The 18832-nt window shown below is 69.8% G+C and carries 19 protein-coding genes; 8 read left to right on the forward strand and 11 right to left on the reverse strand.

The features are described 5' to 3' along the window. Nucleotides 1-306: 306 nt before the first annotated feature. Nucleotides 307-1686, reverse strand: coding sequence for an RsmB/NOP family class I SAM-dependent RNA methyltransferase (locus AO398_RS10315; RefSeq protein ID WP_201025740.1), 1380 nt, complete (start codon nucleotides 1684-1686; stop codon nucleotides 307-309). Nucleotides 1687-1742: 56 nt separating this feature from the next. Here AO398_RS10315 and AO398_RS10320 point away from each other — a divergent pair, with 56 nt between their 5' ends. Both AO398_RS10320 and AO398_RS10325 read left to right on the forward strand, forming a co-directional pair. Beyond that, nucleotides 1743-1964: a DUF1674 domain-containing protein gene (locus tag AO398_RS10320; RefSeq protein ID WP_058191968.1), complete on the forward strand. Its 222-nt coding sequence runs from the start codon at nucleotides 1743-1745 to the stop codon at nucleotides 1962-1964. 62 nt (nucleotides 1965-2026) lie between these two features. After that, nucleotides 2027-2335 carry a cupin domain-containing protein gene (locus AO398_RS10325; protein ID WP_058192028.1) on the forward strand — a complete coding sequence of 103 codons (309 nt, stop codon included), beginning with the start codon at nucleotides 2027-2029 and terminating at the stop codon, nucleotides 2333-2335. A gap of 21 nt (nucleotides 2336-2356) precedes the next feature. Here the strand turns inward: AO398_RS10325 and AO398_RS10330 are convergent, their stop codons facing one another. Together AO398_RS10330 and bluB are read right to left on the reverse strand one after the other, a co-directional pair. Further along, nucleotides 2357-2866, reverse strand: coding sequence for a L,D-transpeptidase (locus AO398_RS10330; protein ID WP_058191969.1), 510 nt, complete (start codon nucleotides 2864-2866; stop codon nucleotides 2357-2359). A 150-nt stretch (nucleotides 2867-3016) separates the two neighbouring features. Then, entirely contained in the window at nucleotides 3017-3670 is a 654-nt protein-coding gene (bluB, locus tag AO398_RS10335; RefSeq protein ID WP_244498723.1) for a 5,6-dimethylbenzimidazole synthase, read from the reverse strand. Between the two features lie 337 nt (nucleotides 3671-4007). On the opposite strand from bluB, the gene AO398_RS10340 reads away from it, so the two are divergent. After that, a complete protein-coding gene (locus AO398_RS10340) occupies nucleotides 4008-4382 on the forward strand; it encodes a DUF2794 domain-containing protein (RefSeq protein ID WP_058191970.1) in 375 nt (124 codons plus the stop codon). 5 nt (nucleotides 4383-4387) lie between these two features. Here the strand turns inward: AO398_RS10340 and AO398_RS10345 are convergent, their stop codons facing one another. From AO398_RS10345 to AO398_RS10360, 4 genes are all read right to left on the reverse strand, one after another. Beyond that, entirely contained in the window at nucleotides 4388-5284 is an 897-nt protein-coding gene (locus tag AO398_RS10345) for a dihydrodipicolinate synthase family protein (protein WP_058191971.1), read from the reverse strand. 98 nt (nucleotides 5285-5382) lie between these two features. Continuing rightward, on the reverse strand, nucleotides 5383-6153 hold the full coding sequence (locus tag AO398_RS10350) for a Bax inhibitor-1/YccA family protein (RefSeq protein ID WP_058191972.1): 771 nt from the start codon (nucleotides 6151-6153) through the stop codon (nucleotides 5383-5385). A gap of 317 nt (nucleotides 6154-6470) precedes the next feature. Further along, complete coding sequence (locus AO398_RS10355) at nucleotides 6471-9050, reverse strand: FtsX-like permease family protein (protein ID WP_058191973.1); 2580 nt, start codon at nucleotides 9048-9050, stop codon at nucleotides 6471-6473. Then, nucleotides 9050-9733, reverse strand: coding sequence for an ABC transporter ATP-binding protein (locus AO398_RS10360; protein ID WP_092040657.1), 684 nt, complete (start codon nucleotides 9731-9733; stop codon nucleotides 9050-9052). The genes AO398_RS10355 and AO398_RS10360 overlap by 1 nt, the downstream gene beginning before the upstream one ends. Before the next feature lie 219 nt (nucleotides 9734-9952). On the opposite strand from AO398_RS10360, the gene AO398_RS10365 reads away from it, so the two are divergent. Beyond that, nucleotides 9953-10552: an arylesterase gene (locus AO398_RS10365; protein WP_058192031.1), complete on the forward strand. Its 600-nt coding sequence runs from the start codon at nucleotides 9953-9955 to the stop codon at nucleotides 10550-10552. Beyond that, nucleotides 10552-11091: an RNA 2',3'-cyclic phosphodiesterase gene (gene thpR, locus AO398_RS10370; protein ID WP_058191974.1), complete on the forward strand. Its 540-nt coding sequence runs from the start codon at nucleotides 10552-10554 to the stop codon at nucleotides 11089-11091. Before AO398_RS10365 ends, thpR begins: the two co-directional genes overlap by 1 nt. A 4-nt stretch (nucleotides 11092-11095) precedes the next feature. On the opposite strand, the gene coaA is transcribed toward thpR, so the two are convergent. The 3 genes from coaA to AO398_RS10385 all read right to left on the reverse strand — a co-directional run bounded on the left by coaA (nucleotide 11096) and on the right by AO398_RS10385 (nucleotide 13509). Continuing rightward, nucleotides 11096-12085, reverse strand: coding sequence for a type I pantothenate kinase (coaA, locus tag AO398_RS10375; protein WP_058191975.1), 990 nt, complete (start codon nucleotides 12083-12085; stop codon nucleotides 11096-11098). Continuing rightward, nucleotides 12082-12405, reverse strand: coding sequence for a phosphoribosyl-ATP diphosphatase (locus AO398_RS10380; RefSeq protein ID WP_058191976.1), 324 nt, complete (start codon nucleotides 12403-12405; stop codon nucleotides 12082-12084). Before AO398_RS10380 ends, coaA begins: the two co-directional genes overlap by 4 nt. 156 nt (nucleotides 12406-12561) lie before the next feature. After that, on the reverse strand, nucleotides 12562-13509 hold the full coding sequence (locus AO398_RS10385; protein ID WP_058191977.1) for an aspartate carbamoyltransferase catalytic subunit: 948 nt from the start codon (nucleotides 13507-13509) through the stop codon (nucleotides 12562-12564). A 167-nt stretch (nucleotides 13510-13676) separates the two neighbouring features. On the opposite strand from AO398_RS10385, the gene AO398_RS10390 reads away from it, so the two are divergent. From AO398_RS10390 to topA, 3 genes are all read left to right on the forward strand, one after another. Beyond that, nucleotides 13677-14540, forward strand: coding sequence for a cytochrome b/b6 domain-containing protein (locus tag AO398_RS10390; RefSeq protein ID WP_058191978.1), 864 nt, complete (start codon nucleotides 13677-13679; stop codon nucleotides 14538-14540). Beyond that, the gene (locus tag AO398_RS10395; protein ID WP_058191979.1) at nucleotides 14537-15487 is read left to right on the forward strand and encodes a molybdopterin-dependent oxidoreductase; all 951 of its coding nucleotides are present in this window, start codon (nucleotides 14537-14539) and stop codon (nucleotides 15485-15487) included. The genes AO398_RS10390 and AO398_RS10395 overlap by 4 nt, the downstream gene beginning before the upstream one ends. Nucleotides 15488-15843: 356 nt before the next feature. Then, nucleotides 15844-18531 (forward strand): type I DNA topoisomerase, encoded by a 2688-nt coding sequence (gene topA / locus AO398_RS10400; RefSeq protein ID WP_058191980.1) that lies wholly within the window; start codon nucleotides 15844-15846, stop codon nucleotides 18529-18531. Nucleotides 18532-18576: 45 nt separating this feature from the next. Here the strand turns inward: topA and AO398_RS10405 are convergent, their stop codons facing one another. Next, nucleotides 18577-18765, reverse strand: coding sequence for a hypothetical protein (locus tag AO398_RS10405; protein WP_058192032.1), 189 nt, complete (start codon nucleotides 18763-18765; stop codon nucleotides 18577-18579). Nucleotides 18766-18832: the final 67 nt, after the last annotated feature.

Genomic DNA, 18832 nt, shown 5'->3' on the forward strand with positions numbered 1-18832 from the left:
CCGCCCCATCCCCCGAGCCCGCCGGTCAGCCCCCGGACGGACCCCCGAAGCGTGCTCCGGGATCGCGCCCGAAGCACCGAGGGACAGGTGACGGCTAATGAGCACAAAATAGGAACATTGTCAAGGGTAAGGTCGTGTGCTCGGATGGCCTCGTCACTGCGCGCGCAGCGAAGCGACCCAGGGATCCGCTACATTTTGGGAGCGCACGCAGCCCTAGGTTGCTTCGCTTCGCCCGCAAGGACGGTCGAGACCCCGGGGGAGCCCTCCATCCAGTCCTTTGCGCACGCCGCGATCGGCAACCCCTCCTCATCCCACCCGTTCGAGCCGGCTCGCGAAGAAGCCGTCGAGGCCGCCGCGGGGGCCCGGGATGTCGGGCAGATGGCACGGCAGGGTGCGCAGATCGCCGTTGCCGTCGATCATCTCGGCGGCGCCGCCGACCTCGTCCGGCCGGATCGGCACGCGCTGGTAGCGGGTGTCGCGGGCCAGGAAGGCCGCGATCTGCGCCTCGCCCTCCTCCGGCTCCAGCGAGCAGGTACAGTAGACCAACCAGCCGCCCGGACGGACCAGCCTGGCCGCGTGGTCGAGGAGCTTGGTCTGAAGGATGGCCAGCCGGGCGATGTCGGCCTCCGATTTGGTCCAAGCCACGTCCGGGTGGCGCCGGATCGTGCCGGTGGCCGAGCACGGGGCATCGAGCAGCACGGCATCGTGGTCCTGCGCCTCCAGCGCCAGGGCGTCGGCCACCGCGATGGTGACGTCGAGGCCGAGCCGGGCGACGTTCTCGCGCAGGCGCTCCAGTCGCGGCGCCGAGCGGTCGACGGCGGTGACGTGAGCGCCCGTGGCGGCGAGCTGCATGGTCTTCCCGCCGGGGGCGGCGCAAAGGTCGAGGACGCGGGTGCCCGGCTCGGGCGCCAGCAGCCGAGCCGGGATCGCCGCGGCGGCGTCCTGCACCCACCAGGCGCCCTCCTGGAAGCCCGGCAGGTTGGGGATCGCCGGGCCGTTCTCCGGCAAGCGCAGGGAACCGGTCGGCAATCGCACCGCGCCGAGCGGCTCGACCCAGGCAGCCGCATCCCCGCGCGGGGTCAGGTCGATCGCCGCCCCCGCAAGATGCGCTTGGGCGATGGCGGCTGCCCGCTCCGGCCCGTAGGCGGCGGCCCAGCGGCTTGCCAGCCAAGCCGGCGTGTTGATGCCGAGGGCGTCGGCGGATTCGGCCAGGATCGCGTCGCGCTCCCGGGCGACCCGGCGCAGCACCGCATTGACGAGGCCGGCGAGATGGGTCGTCCGGCTGTCACCCTTGGCGAGCCGGACGGCGCAATCGACGGCGGCGTGGTCCGGGACCGCGAGGTCGAGGATCTGGGCGGTGGCGGTGGCGAGCAGCGCCGTGAGCCGCGGCTTCTCGACCGGCAGGCCGCGCTCCAGCCGGGCGGCCAGGGCGGCCCGGATCAGGCCGTAGCGGCGGAAGGTCGCCACCGCGATGGCCCGGGCCAAGGCGGCGTCGGCCGGGTTCAGCGCTTCGGCCCGGATCGCCAGCGCGAGGGACTCATCGAGGGCCGGGGGGCGCTGCTGGCCGATCATCTCGGCCACCACCTGCATGGCGGCCCGGCGGGCGCCGAGGCCCGCGCTGTCGGGCGTGGTCGCCCGCGTCGCCGTCTCGACCCGCGTGTTGCGGCCTGTGTCCCGCGATGCCACTTTAACTCCTGAACCCGTTGCCCTCAGGCCAACGCCCTCACACCCGAGCGATCGCGATGCAAGACCCGAACGGACATGATGTGCCCGATGGCGCGGCGACCGCGCACAAGCTCAGCCCCGCCGTGGAGCGGGCTTTGGCCGAGGCGGCCGAACGCCGTGCCGCCATCGACGCCCGCGCCGCCGCGATCCGTGCTGCGCCCGAGCGGATGGGCCGGGGCGGCCTGGAGCCTGTGCGCTACCACGACTGGGAGGTGAAGGGACTCGCGGTCGACTTCTGATCGATCCGGAACGCGGCGGTCCAAGCGTCGTTGCCCTGCCTCACGGACAGGGAGACACGATGATGACCACGAAGGTATCGGCCCACAGCGCGGCCGCGGGGCCGCACGGCGAGATCGCCCTGGCGCGGGGCGAGCGGCTCGGAATGCGGATGTGGCGCGCCGAGGAGCCGAACGCCGACAAGCCGATGACGTCCTCGCCGCACGAGACCGTCGGCTACGTGATCAGCGGCCGGGCCGAACTGGTGGTCGGCGGTGAGACCGCCGCGCTCGCGGCGGGCGATTCCTACTGCGTTCCGGCCGGCGCCGAGCACACCTATCGGATCCTCGAGACCTTCACCGCCGTGGAGGCCACTGCGCCGCCGGCCCGGTAAGGACGGCTCCGATCGGCAGGTCTACCGCGTCATGTAGACCTGCGTACCGACATCGACCCGGGCGTAGAGATCCACCACGTCCTGGTTGAACATCCGGATGCAGCCATAGGACGCGTAGGTGCCGACCGAGCTCGGGCGGTTGGTGCCGTGGATCGCGTATTCGCCGCCGGCTAAGGTCATGGCGGCGGCCCCCATCGGGTTGCTCGGCGAGCCGCCGGCGATGAGGTTCGGCAGCCGCGGGTTGTCGCGCTTCACCTCAGCCGGCGGCGACCAGGCCGGGGCGACGTACTTGCCGTCGATGGACGCCGTGCCGAACCACTGCTTGCCGGGCCGGCCCACGGCCACGGGATAGCGGATCGCCGTGCCGTCGCCATTCACCAGATAGAGCTTGCGCTGGGACACGCTGATCACCACCGAGCCCGGCGCGACGCCGTTCTCGAACGGCACCACCTCCCGCGCCTGGGCCGCCCCCAAGCAACCCGCCAGCATCGCGCCGGCCACCCCGAATAAAGCCGCCACCCGACCCGACATCTCTATGGTCCTCGACAAGCGTGAGCGTATGCGAGCCAGTAATCCACGGCCGCGCTTGCCGTTCCAGGAAAAGCTATGGTTGACGAACCACCCATCCCGGGAAGTCTTGGGGAGGGTAAAGGAGTAGCGTAAATCCGCCGCTTCGACCGCTCAGCGCTCGAACAACTCTGTCCCGCGCGGGTCTTCCGCCTGCCAGCCGTGGCGCTCCAGTTCCGGGTCGCGATGCTCCTCCACCGGATGGCCGACGCAGAGATAGGCCACGAGCCGCCAGGTCTCCGGCACGGCCAGGATCCCGGTGACCCTGGCCGGTTCCAGGATCGAGACCCAACCGACGCCAAGCCCGCGCGCGCGGGCTGCGAGCCAGAAGCACTGCACCGCCCCGACGACCGAGTAGGCCAGGGTCTCCGGCATGCTGGCCCGGCCGAGGCCGAGGCCGGTCTCGGTGGCGTCGTCGCAGAACACCGCGAGATGCTCCGGTGCCTCGGTCAGGCCGGCGAGCTTGAGGGCCCTGGCCGGGGCGGCACGCGCCGCGTCGTAGCCTTCTGCGGCGGCTTCGTTGCAGCGGGCGAAGTCGTGCGCGATGGCGGAGCGGCGGGTCGAATCGGACACGCGGACGAAGCGCCAGGGCCTGCTGTTGCCAACGGACGGCGCCCTATGGGCCGCGGCCAGGCAGGCGCGCAAGCTGTCCGGATCGACCGCGTCCGGCCGGAAGCGGCGCACGTCGCGGCGCCACGCGAACAGCGTGTCGAGGGTCTGGATGAAGGCGTGGTCGAAGGTGGGCGGACCCATGATGTGGCTGGCCATACCCGGATCCCGCGGTCAACGGGAGACAAAAAAGGCCGCCCGGAGGGCGGCCTGAAGTCATTGGGTCTCGAAACCTCGGAGTGCCGAATTCTGGACTCCCGACCGGTGACCGAAGGCTGGGGAGCTGGGTTACGGTCGCCGGCCGGGCAGGACCCGGCGAGGTTCAGCGTCTGTTGTGCCGGCGCAACGCGGCTCGCAAAAGGCGGTATTTGGGCGGAACCATGTTTTTTGTCGCTTGGATGTGTCGCGAGCGACACGGGGCCCCAGCGCGGTCGCCCTTGCGGGGCGCGGCCGCGGAGGCCATCATCCGGCAAAGCAAGGGTGCCACGGAGCGACGATGACGGAGCGGACGAGCGCGGGGTCGAGACCCGACGAGGCGGTGGGCCATGTCATTCCCTTCCCCGCCCGTGCGGAACCCCCGCAGATCGCCTTCAACCGGGACGAGCTGCGCACGATCTTCAACCTGTACGGCCGGCAGGTCGCCGCGGGCGAGTGGCGCGACTACGCCATGGATTTTCGCCGGGACAAGGCGGTGTTCTCGATCTACCGCCGCGCGTCCGAGATGCCGCTCTACCGGATCGAGAAGGATCCGAAGCTCGCCCGCCGCCAGGGCGCCTATGCGGTCATCGCTGCCAGCGGCTTGGTGATGAAGCGCGGGACCGAGCTGGCCCGGGTGCTCGCCGTGCTGGAGCCGCCGCCCCGGGCGGTCTGAGGTTCTCACGTCAGGTTCAAGTGCTGGACGGTTGAAACGACCTCCGCACGGATCTCCGGCGCCAGCGGCAGGATCGGCCGCGGCGGCTCGGCCCGGCAGAGGCCGAGATGGTCGGCCAGCGCGTAGACCACGCGCAGGCTCGAATGCGCCTTGAACAGATCCCACAGGGGCGCAAGCTCGGCGTTCAGCGCCCGCGCCCTCGCGGCGTCGCCGACCTCGACGGCACGCACGATCGCCAGGCAGGTCTTGGGGAATAGACTGCCGGCCACGCTGAACCAGGCCGTACCGCCCGCGATCAGCGCTTCGGTTGCGTTCCAGTCGCCACTGAACCCGACGGCGACAGTCGGCGGAACGGCCGCTCGCAGGGCCGCATATCCGGCCTCGACCGCGGACGGCTCCGGCGCCGGACACTTGGCCGCCACCACTCCAGGCAGGCATGCGATGCGGCCGAGCAGAGCCGGCGAGAACCGGACATGCGTGGTTGCGGGGTTGTCGTAGATCACGAGCGGCAGACCGCCCTCCCCGGCCACGGCCTCGAAGTGCCGGAACACCTCCTCCTCCGTAGGCGGAGTATACGAGACCGGCGCGAGTAGCCCCGCGTCGGCGCCCGCGGCTCGGGCGTCCCGGGCGAGCTTGATCGCCTCATCCGTGCGGAGCGCCCCGATCCCGACGAGGATCGGCACCCGGCCAGCCACCGTTCCGGCGGCGATCTCCACGGTGCGACGTCGCTCGTCCCGGGACAGGTAGGCGTAGGTTCCGGTGCTGCCGAGCAAGCCAATGGAATCGACCCGGGCATCAACGAGGCGTTGCAGCAGCCGATTCAGGCCCGCCGCATCGACGTGGCCGTCGGCGTCGCTCGGGGTGATCGGAAAGGCGGAAAGACCGGAGATCGCGTCGGGCATGGCGGCATGATAGCCGCCCTCCTCCAATACGCGCAGGCCAAAAAAGAAGCCCCGGCGGTTGCCCGCCGGGGCTTGCTCGTTCCCAATCCGTGAGGGGCTTAGCGGCGGTCGCCGACCAAGCTCAGCAGGAACTGGAACATGTTGATGAAGTCCAGATAGAGGGTCAGGGCGCCGTTGACCGACATCTTGGCCGCCATCTCACCGTCGAAGCTGCTGGAGAGATACATCTCCTTCAGCTTCTGAGTGTCGTAGGCGGTCAGACCCGCGAAGATCAGCACGCCGAGCACCGAGATGGCGAACTGCAGGGCCGACGACGCGAAGAAGATGTTCACCAGCGACGCGAGGATGATGCCGATCAGGCCCATCATCAGGAAGGAGCCCATGCCCGACAGGCTACGCTTGGTCGTGTAGCCGTAGAGGCTGAGCGAGCCGAACGCCGCTGCCGTGATGAAGAACACCCGCACCACGCTCGCCCCGGTGAAGACCAGGAGGAGCGAGGACATCGAGGCGCCCATCACCGCCGCGAAGGCCCAGAACATCGTCCGGGCCGAGGAGGCCGACATCCGGTCCATCCGCATCGAGAAGACGAAGATGAACGCCAGCGGGGCCAGCATCAGAACCCACTTGAGCGGGCTCGTATAGAGGGTCTGACCGAAGGGGGTCAGGATCGGGCGCGTGCCCTGATAGGCCGCGACAGATGCCATGTTCAGGCCGAGGGCGACGAGGCCGGAAATGCCCAGCCCGACGACCATGTTGTTGTAGACGCCGAGCATGAAGGTCCGCAGGCCCTGGTCGACATCGACCTGTGTGCCGGCGTACCCGGACGGCTGCTGGGCGCCGTACCGGAAGGGAGAGTTCTCGAATGCCATGGGAGTTTCCTTGCGGAGGCTCTCTCAGCGTGGTGTTCGGGCGAGGCCCACGCAGGACCTCTGGCGCCAGGCTGGCACCTCGAACAGGAATATGTTGCGCGGTCGCCGCCCACACAAGTCCCCGGCCACGGTTGCGACGTCGCTTTTCGGGGCCTCGACGATGTATTTTTGTCCATCAAGTCAGGGATTAAAAGCGATTCTTGCGATCGCGGGCGTCCGTTCGACTGGTGGTTGCCCAGATCCTGCCAGTCCGATGTCTCGGCCGCGAAGTCTTAACTATCCGCCGCGGCAGATCGCAGAGCTGCGAAGACCAGGCGCTAGGTCTGCCGGAGATACGGTGCCGGCTTCTGTCCCAATATGCGCCATGTGCCGGTCAGACCGAGCAGGATCGCCAGTGCCACCGCTGCGCTCGCTGCGATCAGCGCCCCCGATAGGTCGAGGCGGAAGTCGAGGTGCATGACCTTCGCGACGATCACCCATCCGGCAACGCTGCCGGCGGCAAGGCCGAACAGGGCGGTGGCCAATCCCAGAGCCGCGTACTCGATGGCGTAGGCGGCGAGCAGCCGGGCACGGCTGGCGCCGAGCACCTTGAGAACGACGGCATCGTAGAGCCGGGCCCGGTGACCCGCCGCGATGGCGCCGGCCAGCACGAACAGGCTCGCCAGCACCGCCACGGCGCTCGCCCCCCGGATCGCCAGGACCAGCCGGCCGACGAGGTCGCCGATCGCGTCGAGCGCGTCCTTGACCCGCACGGCGCTCACAGACGGGAACGTCTTGGCCACATCGCGCAGGATGCGGTTCTCGGCGCCGGCATCGGTGCCGCCCGGGAGCGACAGGGTGGCGAGGTCCGAATGCGGCGCGCCCCGGAAGGTGCCGGGCGAGAACACCATCACGAAGTTGATGCCGAGGTTGCGCCATTCGACCCGGCGCAGGTTGAAGATCGTCGCCGTGAGGTCGCGGCCGAGCACGTTGACGGTGACGCTGTCGCCGACCTTCAGCCCGAGCTGCCGAGCAAGCTCGGCCTCGAACGAGACAAGGGGCTTGGCCCCCTGCTCGGGGCTCCACCAGGCGCCCTCCGTGAGGGTCGAGCCCTCCGGCACCATGTCGGCGTAGGTGATGCCGCGGTCGCCGTCGAGAACCCAGGCGGCGTCCTCCGGGGGGCGGATCTTGTTGGCCGGCACGCCGTTCAGGGCGACGATCCGGCCGCGCATCATCGGCACGTCCTCGATCTTGCCGTTGGGCGCCGAGCGCGCCAGGAACGCCCGGAACTCGGCGGCGTCCCGGGATGGGATATCGAGGAAGAACAGGTTCGGCGCCTTCGCCGGCAGGGTCGCGCTGATCGTTCGACGGACATTGGCGTCGATCAGGCTGAGGGTGACCAGCAGCGTCACGCCGAGGCCCAGGGACAGGACGATGGCGGGGGTCAGCGCCCCCGGCCGGTGGAGATTCGCCAGCGCCATCCGGGGCGCCGGCCAGCGCGGATGCGGCAGGCGACGCGCCAGCGCCATCAGGCCGAGTGCCACCCCGTGCAGCAGGGCGAAGGCGATGGCCGCAGCCGCGATGAAGATGAGCGCCACCCGCCGGTCGAACGCCGTGCCGACCGACAGGCCGACGAGGGCCGCGAGGCTGAGGGCGAGCCAGATCCGGTAGCGCCAGCGCGGGCTGACCCGGGCCGGATCGACGGTATCGCGGAACAGGCCCGAGACCGGCACGTCGTGCGCGCGGCCGAGCGGGGTGATCGCGAATGCAAAGGCGGTGAGCAGCCCGTAGGCGGCGGCGAGTGCCAGCTCGCCCGGGGCGAGTGTCGGGTTCAGCGGCAGGGGCAGGTCGGCGGCGAACAGCGCGTCCAGCACGAACGGCAGGCTCGCCCCGACGCTGAGCCCGATCAGGGTGCCGATGCCGGCGATCAGCATCACCTGCGTGAGGTAGAGGACCACCACCTGCGAGCCCGGCGCGCCGACGCTCTTGAGCGTCGCGATCGAGGGCCGCTTGCGCTCCACGAAGGCGTGGACGGCGTTGCCGACGCCGACGCCACCGACGATCAGCGCGGTCAGACCCACCAGGGTCAGGAACTGGGTGAAGCGCTCGATGCTCTTGGCGAAGCGCGGATCGGCGTTGCTGCGCGACCGGATTTCCCAACCGGCCTCGGGGGTCGCGGCGCGGATCCGCGCCTGCGCGGCGTCGAGGTCGGAATCCTGGGCGGCGTCCTTGGGCAGGACGATGCGGTAGCTCCAGCGATTGAGGCTGCCGGGCTGGACCAAGCCGGTGGCCCGCAGGGTCGGCTCCGAGATCATCAGCCGCGGGCCGAAGCCGATGCCGCCGGCGATCTTGTCGGGCTCGGACGTCAGCGTGCCGCGGGTCGCGACATCATGGCCGGCCAGGGCGATCCGGTCGCCGACCTTCACGTCGAGGCGGGTGAGCAGCGCCGGATCCGCCAGGGCGCCCGGCACCCCGTCCCGCGCTGCCAGCAAATCGGCGAGCCGGCCCGGCGGCTCGGTGACGAGATCGCCCGCCGCCGGATAGGTCGCGGGATCGACGGCCTTCAGCTCGACCAACGCGGCGTCTCCGCTGCCCGCCACCGCCATGGCGCGCAGGGACGCCACCGCGTCGACCCGGCCCTCGCGCGACAGGGCCTGCCGCTCCGGGTCGGTCGCCTCGCGGTTGATCAGATTGTAGGCGAGGTCGCCCCCGAGGATCCGCCGCCCCTCGCGGCCGAGGCCGTCGGAGAGCGAGCGCGAGATCGATGCCACCCCGGCGATCGCCGCGACGCCGAGCGCGATGCAGGCGAGGAATACCCCGAAGCCGGATAGGCCGGCGCGCAATTCGCGCACGGCCAGGCGCAACGTGAGCGGGATGCGGCGGGGGGAAGGTTCGGGGCGGGAGACCGTGCCGTGCATCAGGCGCTCACCGCCTCCTCGATCCGGCCCGAGCGCAGGCGCACGGTGCGGTCGCACAGGCGGGCGAGGCCGTTGTCGTGGGTGACGAGGACCAGGGTGGCGCCGCGGTCGCGCTTGAGCCGGAACAGCAGGTCGACGATTTGGCGGCCGGTGGCCTCGTCGAGATTGCCGGTGGGTTCGTCCGCCACCAGGATCGCCGGATCGGGAGCGACTGCCCGGGCGATGGCGACGCGCTGCTGCTCGCCCCCCGAGAGCTGCGCCGGGTAATGGTGCAGGCGATGGCCGAGGCCGACCGCCTCCAGCTCTGCGCGGGCCCGCTCCAGCGCGCCGGGCCGGTCGGCCAGTTCCAGGGGCAGCGCCACGTTCTCGAGCGCCGTCATGGTCGGCACGAGGTGGAAGGCCTGGAACACGATGCCGATGCGCCGGCCCCGGAAGCGGGCGAGCGCGTCCTCGTCGAGGCGGGCGAGATCGGTGTCCTCGATCACGACGCCGCCGGAATCCGGTCGCTCCAGGCCGGCCATCACCATCAGCAGGGTCGACTTGCCCGAGCCTGAGGGGCCGACAAGCCCCACCGCTTCGCCGCGATCGACGCTGAGCGAGATGCCGCGCAGGACGTGGACCCGGGCGGCGCCGCGGCCGAGGCTGAGATCGATGTCGGACAACGCGATCGCCGGCTCGCGCAGCACCTTGCCGTGGCTCACGGGGCGGACGATCTGTGGGCGATGACGAGCATGGCGCGCGAGGTCCTGACTTGGCTTCGAACTTGGCTGCGAACTTTGCTGCACGGGCCGTTGATGCACCGCGATATGGGGGGCGCATTGGGGCCGCGCCATGACGGCGCCCGCCGCGCGCGGCGAGCCGCCCTGTTTGTCGCAGCGCTAGCGGGTCTGATGGTCCCTTTCATGACAGCGACGCACGCGGCGCCCGGCGATCCGATCGAGCTGGTCGCCCTGGGCGATAGCCTCACCGCCGGCTACCGCCTGCCGTCGGACGCCGCCTTCCCGACCGTGCTGGAGCGCCTGCTCAAGGCCAAGGGCGCGGACGTGACCGTGGCCAATGCCGGCGTCTCCGGCGATACCGCCACGGGCGGGCTCGACCGGGTCGACTGGTCGGTGCCGGACGGGACCGCCGGGGTGATCCTCGAGCTCGGCGCCAACGACATGCTGCGCGGCACCGACCCGAAGGTCACCGAGGGGGCGCTCGCGGCGATCATCGAGCGGCTCAAGGCCCGGGGGATCCCGGTGCTGCTGACCGGCATGCAGGCCGCGCCCAATCTCGGGCCGGACTACAAGGCGCGGTTCGACGCGATCTTCCCGAACCTCGCCGAGCGCTACGACCTGATCCTCTACCCGTTCTTCCTCGACGGGATCATCGGCGACCGGGCCCAGCACCTCGACGACGGGCTGCACCCGAACCGGCAGGGCGTGGAGACCATCGCGACCCGGATTCTCCCCACCGTCGAGACGTTTCTAGGGGGCCTCCGGGAGGGGGCGTCGCGCTGATGCCGCGACTGTTCACCGGGCTCGCCGTGCCACCCGAGGTCGCGGAGGCGCTGCGGCTCTACCGGGGCGGCCTGCCGGGCGCGCGCTGGATCGAGCCCGGCGATTACCACGTCACGCTGCGGTTCCTCGGCGATGTCGCGATGTCCATGGCTGAGGACGTGCTGGAGGCGATGGCCGAGATGCGGGTGCGCGCCGCCTTCCCGGTGACGCTCGACGGGCTCGGCATCTTCGGCGGCGACCGGCCGCGGGCGCTCTACGCCTCGGTGGTGCCGAGCCCGGAGCTGATCGACCTCCAGGCGGAGCAGGAGCGGTTGGTGAGGCGCGCCGGCGTCGAGCCGGAGCGCAGAAAGTTCACCCCGCACGTCACCCTGGCCCGGCTGAAGCGCGAGGCCAGCCCGGAGGCGGTGGCGATGTACCTCTCGCAAGCTCCGGCCTTTGCGCCGCTGGCCTTCACCGCCGACCGGGTGACGCTGTTCTCGGCCAAGGAATCGACCGGTGGCGGGCCGTACCTGGCGGAGGCGGAGTTCGACTTCGTGTGATGGACTAAAGCCGCCGCAAAGCCACGCTCTCGATCCGGTGGCTCGCGCCCTTGGTCAGGATCAGGCTCGCCCGCTGTCGGGTCGGCAGGATGTTTTCGCGCAGGTTCGGCAGGTTGATGGTCGTCCAGAGCCGGTCGGCGATGTCGAGCGCCTCGGGCTCCGGCACCTCGGCGTATTTGCGGAAGTAGGAGCGGGGGTCGCGGAAGGCGGTCTGGCGCAGGCGCATGAACCGGGTGACGTACCAGCGATGCAGGTCGTCCTCGTGGCCGTCGAGATAGATCGAGAAGTCGAAGAAGTCGGAGACGAACGGGATCGCGGTTCCGTCCCGCGGCAGGCGGGCGGGCTGGAGCACGTTCAGGCCCTCGACGATCAGGATGTCGGGGCTCTCCACCACCCGCTCCTCCCCGGGCACCCGGTCGTAGACCAGGTGCGAGTAGAGCGGCGCGGTTACGCGCTTGTGGCCGGCCTTGACGTCGTGGAGGAAGCGCAGCAGCGCGGCGGTATCGTAGCTCTCGGGAAAGCCCTTGCGCTCCATCAGGCCGTGCTCGGCCAATTCGGCATTGGGCAGGAGGAACCCGTCCGTGGTGACGAGGTCGACCTTCGGGGTGTTGGGCCAGCGGGCCAGCAGCGCGGCCAGGATGCGGGCGGTGGTCGACTTGCCCACCGCCACCGAGCCGGCCAGCCCGATGATGTAGGGGGCCTTGGTCTCGCGCTCGGCCAGCAGGAAGCGCTGCGTCGCCTTGAACAGGCCCTGTGTCGCCGCGACGTAGAGCGAGAGCAGCCGCGACAGCGGCAGGTAGATCGCCACCACCTCCTCGACCGAGATCGGGTCGTTGATCGATTGCAGCCGCTCGATATCCTCGGCCTTCAGCGTCAGCGGCGTGTCGGCGCGCAGCTGGGCCCATTCCTCGCGGCTGAAGCGACGATAGGGCGAGAGCCGGTCCGATTCATCGAGGATCGCCTCGACCGAGCCCGGCAGCGCGGCTGCGTTCACGCGGGGCGCCTCGCGGCCTTCTCGGCGAGCCCACTCTGCGCGGTGCGACGCTCCAGCTCCGCCATGACGGCATCGAGCTCGACGCCCCCGGCCCGGAGCAGCACCATGAGGTGGTAGAGCACGTCCGCGGCCTCGTTCCGCAGGCCGGTCTTGTCGCCCTGTACGGCCGCGATGGCCGCCTCCACGGCCTCCTCGCCGAGCTTCTTGGCCGCCTTGGCGGGTCCCTCGGACAGGAGCTTGGCCGTGTAGGAGGTCTCCGGATCGGTCCCGGCGCGGCTCGCGACGAGCTTGGCGAGATCGGCGAGCGTGTAGGCGGTCATGAAGCGGTCTGCATGTGAGATCGGCCTTGATGGTTCGGCCGAGGCCGTATTCGGCAGGAAACTGCGCTACGGCCGCCCCGCGGGCAAGCCGCAGGTGAGAAAGCGGCCCGGCTTTGTCCGACTTATGCTTGATTTCGATCGCTTCTGGTCGCGGTTTCAGCCGTTCGGCAGGTGCCGTGCCAGCGCTTCCAGCACGGCCATACGCACCGCCACCCCCATCTCGACCTGCTCGCGGATCAGCGATTGCGCGCCGTCTGCGATCTCCGAGGAGATCTCGACACCGCGGTTCATCGGGCCCGGATGCATCACCAGGGCATCGGGCTTGGCCAGTGCCAGCTTCTCGCCGTCGAGGCCGAAATAGCGGAAATACTCCTTCACGGAGGGCACGAACGAGCCGTTCATGCGCTCACGCTGGAGGCGCAGCATCATCACGATGTCGCAACCGTCCAGGCCCTTGCGCATATCCGTGAAGGTCTCGACCCCGAAGCGGGCGATCCCGGCGGGCAACAGGGTCGAGGGGGCGATCAGGCGCACCCGCGCGCCCATGGCCTGCAGCAGAATGATGTTCGACCGCGCCACCCGCGAATGCAGGACGTCGCCGCAGATCGCGACCTGAAGCCCCTCGATCCGGCCCTTGTTGCGGCGGATGGTCAGCGCATCGAGGAGCGCTTGGGTCGGGTGCTCGTGGGCGCCGTCGCCAGCATTGACCACGGCGCAATCGACCTTGCGGGCCAAGAGGTGCACGGCGCCTGCCGATTCGTGGCGCACGACGATGATGTCCGGCCGCATGGCGTTCAGCGTCGCCGCGGTGTCGATCAGGGTCTCGCCCTTCTTCACCGAGGACGAGGCCACCGACATGTTCATCACGTCGGCGCCGAGCCGTTTGCCGGCCAGCTCGAAGGAGGATTGCGTCCGGGTCGAGGGCTCGAAGAACAGGTTGATCTGGGTGCGGCCCCGAAGCGTCGTGCGCTTCTTCTCGACCTGCCGGGAAATGTCGACGGCGGCATCGGCCGCGTCGAGCAGCCCCTCAATGTCGGGCCGGGTCAGCCCCTCGATGCCGAGGAGGTGCCGGTGCGGGAAGGCCGGGGGCGCGGGGGTCGTCATGATGAGACCGGGGTGTAGGTCCGGCGCGCCGTTCCGGCAAGGCGCGGCTGCCCCTGCGGCCTTTTTTCATCGGTTGGTAACTTGCGCGTCCGCTCCACGTATCAGCCAGATCCGGCGACTTCCGCCCGCCGCCATCCTCGCGAGACGCACGCTTGAGTACTGACAGCTTGGCCGCCGCCCCTGCGCTCGAAGCTCCGGAGACCGTCGACGCCTCGGGGCGCCGCTGGTTCTACCGCCACCCCGTGGTGATCCGGCTGGCCCACTGGATCAATGCCGTGGTGCTTCTGGTGCTGCTGATGAGCGGGCTGCAGATCTTCAATGCCCACCCGGCCCTGTACTGGGGGGCGGTCTCGACCTTCGACGATCCCGCTTTGGCGATCACGAGCGAGCAGGGCCGCGACGGTACGAATCGCGGCGTCGTGACGATCGGCTCGCACAGCTTCGACACGACGGGGGTGCTCGGCCTGTCCCGAGAGGGCGGCACCGCCGTAGACCGCGCCTTCCCGTCCTGGGCGACCCTCCCGGCGGATCAGGACCTCACGACGGGACGACGTTGGCATTTCCTGTTCGCGTGGTTTCTGGTGATCAACGGTGCGGTCTATCTGCTCTACGGGCTGTTCAGCGGCCAGCTCCGGCGCCGCCTGATCCCGGACGGTGATCAGATCCGCGACTTCGGCGGCTCGGTGAAAGAGCACCTCTTGCTGCGCTTCCCGGAAGGCGAGGAGGCCAAGCGCTACAACGTCATTCAGAAGCTCACCTATTTCGTCGTCGTGCTGGGGCTGCTGCCCGCGATGGTGCTGGCCGGGCTCGCCATGTCCCCCGGGGTCGATGCGGCCTGGCACTGGCTGCCGGACCTGTTCGGCGGGCGGCAATCGGCGCGCACCATTCATTTCATCGCCGCCGGGCTGCTGGTGCTCTTCGTGGTCGTCCACGTGGTGCTCGTGCTGGTCTCCGGCCTGGCCAACAACATGCGCGGCATGCTCACCGGCTGGTTCAGCCTCGGCCGTCCCGAGAAGGAGACCGCGCGATGACATTGCACCGCCGCAAGTTGCTCACCGTCGGCGCCGGCTTGGCCGGAACCGCCCTGCTCGGTGGCTGCGATCGCTTTGCCGGGACGGAGACCGGCCGTCGTACCCTCAAGGTCGGCGAGGATGCGAATCTGTATGTCCAGCGCCTGCTCATGTCGCCCACCACGCTGGCCCGGGAATTCCCGGCTGCGATGATCTCGCCCTGGTTCAAGCCGAACGGAACCATCGACCCGCCGGACCGTGAGTTTCGCGCCCTGGCGGCGAAAAAATTCGCGGATTTCAAATTGACGATCGACGGGTTGGTGCAGACGCCGCTGTCGCTCAGCCTCGCGGATCTGCGTGGTCTGCCGGGTCGTACGCAGGTGACCCGCCACGATTGCGTCGAGGGCTGGAGTTGCATCGGTCAATGGTCCGGGGTGCCGCTCGCCGAACTGTTGAACCGGGCCGGTCTCAAGCCGCAGGCGCGCTACGCCGTGTTCCACTGCGCCGACACGTTGGAATATGCCGGCGGCGGTCTCGAGGGCGGTGACGGCGCCTCGCTGTGGCGCCCGGAGCATCCGGGCCATGTCCGCGACGGCACCATCCAACTCGCCGCCGCCGAGGATTGGGGCGGCGCGTCGACCGCGACTGACGCGCCCAAGGACGATTGGGGCCAGGGCGCGCCGGAGCCGGACGCGCCCGAGGATAAGCGCACGCCGATCCGTTACTACGAGAGCATCGACCTGTTCGACGCCTTCAACCCGCAGACGATCCTGGCCTACGACCTCAACGGCAAGCCGCTGCCGGTCTCGAACGGCGCGCCCCTCCGCCTGCGGGTTGAGCGCCAGCTCGGCTACAAGCAGGCCAAATACGTGATGCGGGTCGAGCTGGTGGAGTCGCTGGCGGGCTTCGGCCAGGGCGGCGGCGGCTATTGGGAAGATCGCGGCTACGAGTGGTACGCGGGGATCTGAACCGGGCGAGGACGCTCCACCGTCATTGCGAGCGCTGCGAAGCAACCCGGTGTGGCGCGCGATCCCCGTGTGTTGCGCTTCCCTCGCTTGCTTCGCTGCGCTCGCAGTGACGGCGCGAGGCAAGCCAGCCGAGTCGTCGATAATCGCCTTCGATCCGCAATCCTGTCGGATTCGCGCGCCGCAGACGACAGCGCCCGGCAGGCCGTTCGGCGACCGTCGCCATTTGACAACCCGCCCCTCGTAACCCACTTGTCCCCGGCGCGCGGCCCCGGCCCGACGGCGGGCACTCGTCCCACGCGAATTTCGAACAGAATTCGTCCGTCGCGCCCAGGCTCCGTCGAGGGGCAGAGGTCTGAATGAAAGTCGTCGTCGTCGAGTCGCCGGCCAAAGCCAAGACGATCAATAAGTATCTTGGCCGCGACTATGAGGTGATCGCCTCCTTCGGGCACATCCGCGACCTGCCGGCCAAGGACGGCTCGGTCGATCCCGAGCAGGATTTCCACATGGTCTGGGAACTCGCGGACCGCGGCGCCAGCCGGGTCAGCGAGATCGCCAAGGCCTGCAAGGGCGCGGACAAGCTGATCCTGGCGACCGACCCGGATCGCGAGGGTGAGGCGATCTCCTGGCACGTCCTGGAGGCGCTGAACGCCCGCAAGGCGCTCAAGGGCATCCCGGTCGAGCGCGTCACGTTCAACGCCATCACCAAGGCCTCGGTCGAGGCGGCGATGCGCAAGCCGCGCGAGATCGATCAGGCCCTGGTCGACGCCTACCTGGCGCGCCGGGCGCTGGATTACCTCGTCGGCTTCAACCTCTCGCCGGTGCTGTGGCGCAAGCTCCCCGGCGCCCGCTCGGCCGGCCGGGTGCAGTCGGTGGCTTTGCGGCTCGTGGTCGAGCGCGAGATGGAGATCGAGAGCTTCAAGCCGCGCGAGTACTGGTCGCTCGTCGCGACGCTGACCACCACGGACGGCGCGACCTTCGAGGCCCGTCTGGTCGGCGCCGACGGCAAGCGGATCCAGCGCCTCGATGTCGGCACCGGCGACGCGGCGGCCGCGTTCAAGCGCGACCTCGAACTCGCGACCTTCCAAGTGGCGAGCGTCGAGGCCAAGCCCGCCAAGCGCCATCCGCAGCCGCCCTTCACCACCTCCACGTTGCAGCAGGAAGCATCGCGAAAACTCGGGATGGCGCCGGCGCAGACCATGCGGGTCGCGCAGCGCCTCTACGAGGGCGTCGATGTCGGCGGCGAGACGGTCGGCATCATCACCTACATGCGGACCGACGGCGTCGACATGGCGCCGGAGGCGATCCAGGACACCCGGAAGGTCATTGGAAAGGAGTTCGGCGACCGCTACGTCCCGGACGTGCCGCGCAAGTACAGCGTCAAGGCCAAGAACGCGCAGGAGGCCCACGAGGCCGTGCGCCCGACCGACATGAGCCGCCTGCCCAAGATGGTGGCGCGCCATCTCGAGCCGGAGCAGGCCAAGCTCTACGACCTGATCTGGACCCGTACCATGGCCAGCCAGATGGAGTCGGCCGAGCTGGAGCGCACCACCGTGGACGTCACGGCGAGCGTCGGCCCGCGCCGGATCGGCCTGCGCGCCACCGGCCAGGTCGTGAAGTTCGACGGCTTCCTGGCCCTGTACCAGGAGGGCAAGGACGACGAGGAGGACGAGGAGGGCAGCCGCCTTCCCCCGATGAAGGCCGGCGATCCCCTCACCCGCGAGCGCATCACCTCGACCCAGCACTTCACCGAGCCGCCGCCGCGCTATTCCGAGGCGAGCCTGGTCAAGCGCATGGAGGAGCTCGGCATCGGCCGGCCCTCGACCTATGCGGCCGTACTCCAGACCCTTCGGGATCGGGAGTACGTGAAGATCGAGAAGAAGCGGCTGCAGCCGGAGGACAAGGGGCGCCTCGTCACCGGCTTCCTGGAGAGCTTCTTCCGGCGCTACGTCGAGTACGATTTCACCGCCGACCTCGAAGGCCAGCTCGACCGGGTCTCCAACGCCGAGATCGACTGGCGGGCGGTGCTGCGCGATTTCTGGAAGGACTTTTCCGCGGCGATCGGCGAGACCAAGGAGCTGCGCGTCACCGACGTGCTCGAGGCGCTCAACGGCCTGCTCGGTCCGCACATCTTCCCCGACAAGGGCGACGGCTCGAACCCGCGCACCTGCACGGTCTGCGGCACCGGCCAGCTCTCGCTGAAGCTCGGCAAGTTCGGCGCCTTCATCGGCTGCTCGAACTACCCGGAGTGCAAGTACACCCGGCAGCTCTCGGCCTCCGGGGTCGATGGCGATGGGGACGGCTCCTCGGCCGAGGGCGGCCAGCCTGGCGTCCGGGTTTTGGGCAACGATCCGGTCACCGGGATGCCGGTGACGATCCGCGACGGGCGGTTCGGGCCCTTCGTCCAGCTCGGCGAGGCCTCCACGGAGAAGGACGCGACGAAGCCGAAGCGCTCCTCGCTGCCGAAGGGGCTCTCGCCGTCTTCGGTCGATCTGGACAAGGCGCTCGCCCTGCTGTCGCTGCCGCGCGAGGTGGCACGCCACCCCGAGACCGGCGAGCCGATCCTGGCCAATCTCGGCCGGTTCGGGCCCTACGTGCAGCACGGAAAGACCTACGCCAATCTCGGCAAGGACGACGACGTGCTGGAGGTCGGTGCCAACCGGGCCATCGACCTGATCGTCGCCAAGGAACAGGGCGGCGGCCGCGGCCGGGCTGCCGCCGATCCGGGGCGGCCGCTCGGCAAGGACGAGACGAGCGGGCGGGACCTCGTGGTCAAGGCCGGCAAGTATGGCCCCTACGTCACCGATGGCGAGGTCAATGCGACGTTGCCGAAGACGATGAATTCCGAGGCCCTGACCCTCGACGAGGCGATCGCGCTGGTGAACGCCAAGCGGGCGTCGGGCGGGGGTAAGCCGGCCAAGCGGAGCTCGGCCCGGAAGGCGCCGGCGCGGGCCGCGGCGGCCGACAAGAAGCCGGCGGCGAAGAAGGCCCCTGCGAAGAAGCCGGCGGCCAAGAAGAGTCCGGCGAAGAAATCGGGCGCTGGCTGACGGCCGCGCCCGATCCCGGCGAAGAATTGGCGCGCTGTCTTCGCGTTATGCCAGATAGGTGATGGTCGCCGCCAGGGCGGTGGCGACGGTCGCCAGCGCGATGGTCAGGCCGTTCACGAGAAAGCGGGCGGGCGGCACGGACACCGTCTCCTCGACGCATCCGAACGCCGTGCCGGCGGCGTGCTCGAAACGGATCAGGGTGAGGCGGCGGGCCTCGATCGCGGCGTTGCTCATCGACGGCGGCTCCCGGACCACGGTCAAGCTCTTTCCCGATTAAACGCGGCCGGGGCCGCGCGGTTCC

The sequence above is a fragment of the Methylobacterium sp. GXS13 genome, from assembly GCF_001455965.1.
In the GTDB taxonomy this organism is placed as follows: domain Bacteria; phylum Pseudomonadota; class Alphaproteobacteria; order Rhizobiales; family Beijerinckiaceae; genus Methylobacterium.

Coding starts and splice junctions, on each gene's coding strand:
- AO398_RS10320 (WP_058191968.1), top strand. CDS start 1,743: ATGCAAGACCCGAACGGACATGATGTGCCCGATGGCGCGGCGACCGCG.
- AO398_RS10325 (WP_058192028.1), top strand. CDS start 2,027: ATGACCACGAAGGTATCGGCCCACAGCGCGGCCGCGGGGCCGCACGGC.
- AO398_RS10330 (WP_058191969.1), bottom strand. CDS start 2,866: ATGTCGGGTCGGGTGGCGGCTTTATTCGGGGTGGCCGGCGCGATGCTG.
- bluB (WP_244498723.1), bottom strand. CDS start 3,670: ATGGCCAGCCACATCATGGGTCCGCCCACCTTCGACCACGCCTTCATC.
- AO398_RS10340 (WP_058191970.1), top strand. CDS start 4,008: ATGACGGAGCGGACGAGCGCGGGGTCGAGACCCGACGAGGCGGTGGGC.
- AO398_RS10345 (WP_058191971.1), bottom strand. CDS start 5,284: ATGCCCGACGCGATCTCCGGTCTTTCCGCCTTTCCGATCACCCCGAGC.
- AO398_RS10350 (WP_058191972.1), bottom strand. CDS start 6,153: ATGGCATTCGAGAACTCTCCCTTCCGGTACGGCGCCCAGCAGCCGTCC.
- AO398_RS10355 (WP_058191973.1), bottom strand. CDS start 9,050: ATGCACGGCACGGTCTCCCGCCCCGAACCTTCCCCCCGCCGCATCCCG.
- AO398_RS10365 (WP_058192031.1), top strand. CDS start 9,953: ATGACAGCGACGCACGCGGCGCCCGGCGATCCGATCGAGCTGGTCGCC.
- thpR (WP_058191974.1), top strand. CDS start 10,552: ATGCCGCGACTGTTCACCGGGCTCGCCGTGCCACCCGAGGTCGCGGAG.
- AO398_RS10380 (WP_058191976.1), bottom strand. CDS start 12,405: ATGACCGCCTACACGCTCGCCGATCTCGCCAAGCTCGTCGCGAGCCGC.
- AO398_RS10385 (WP_058191977.1), bottom strand. CDS start 13,509: ATGACGACCCCCGCGCCCCCGGCCTTCCCGCACCGGCACCTCCTCGGC.
- AO398_RS10395 (WP_058191979.1), top strand. CDS start 14,537: ATGACATTGCACCGCCGCAAGTTGCTCACCGTCGGCGCCGGCTTGGCC.
- topA (WP_058191980.1), top strand. CDS start 15,844: ATGAAAGTCGTCGTCGTCGAGTCGCCGGCCAAAGCCAAGACGATCAAT.
- AO398_RS10405 (WP_058192032.1), bottom strand. CDS start 18,765: ATGAGCAACGCCGCGATCGAGGCCCGCCGCCTCACCCTGATCCGTTTC.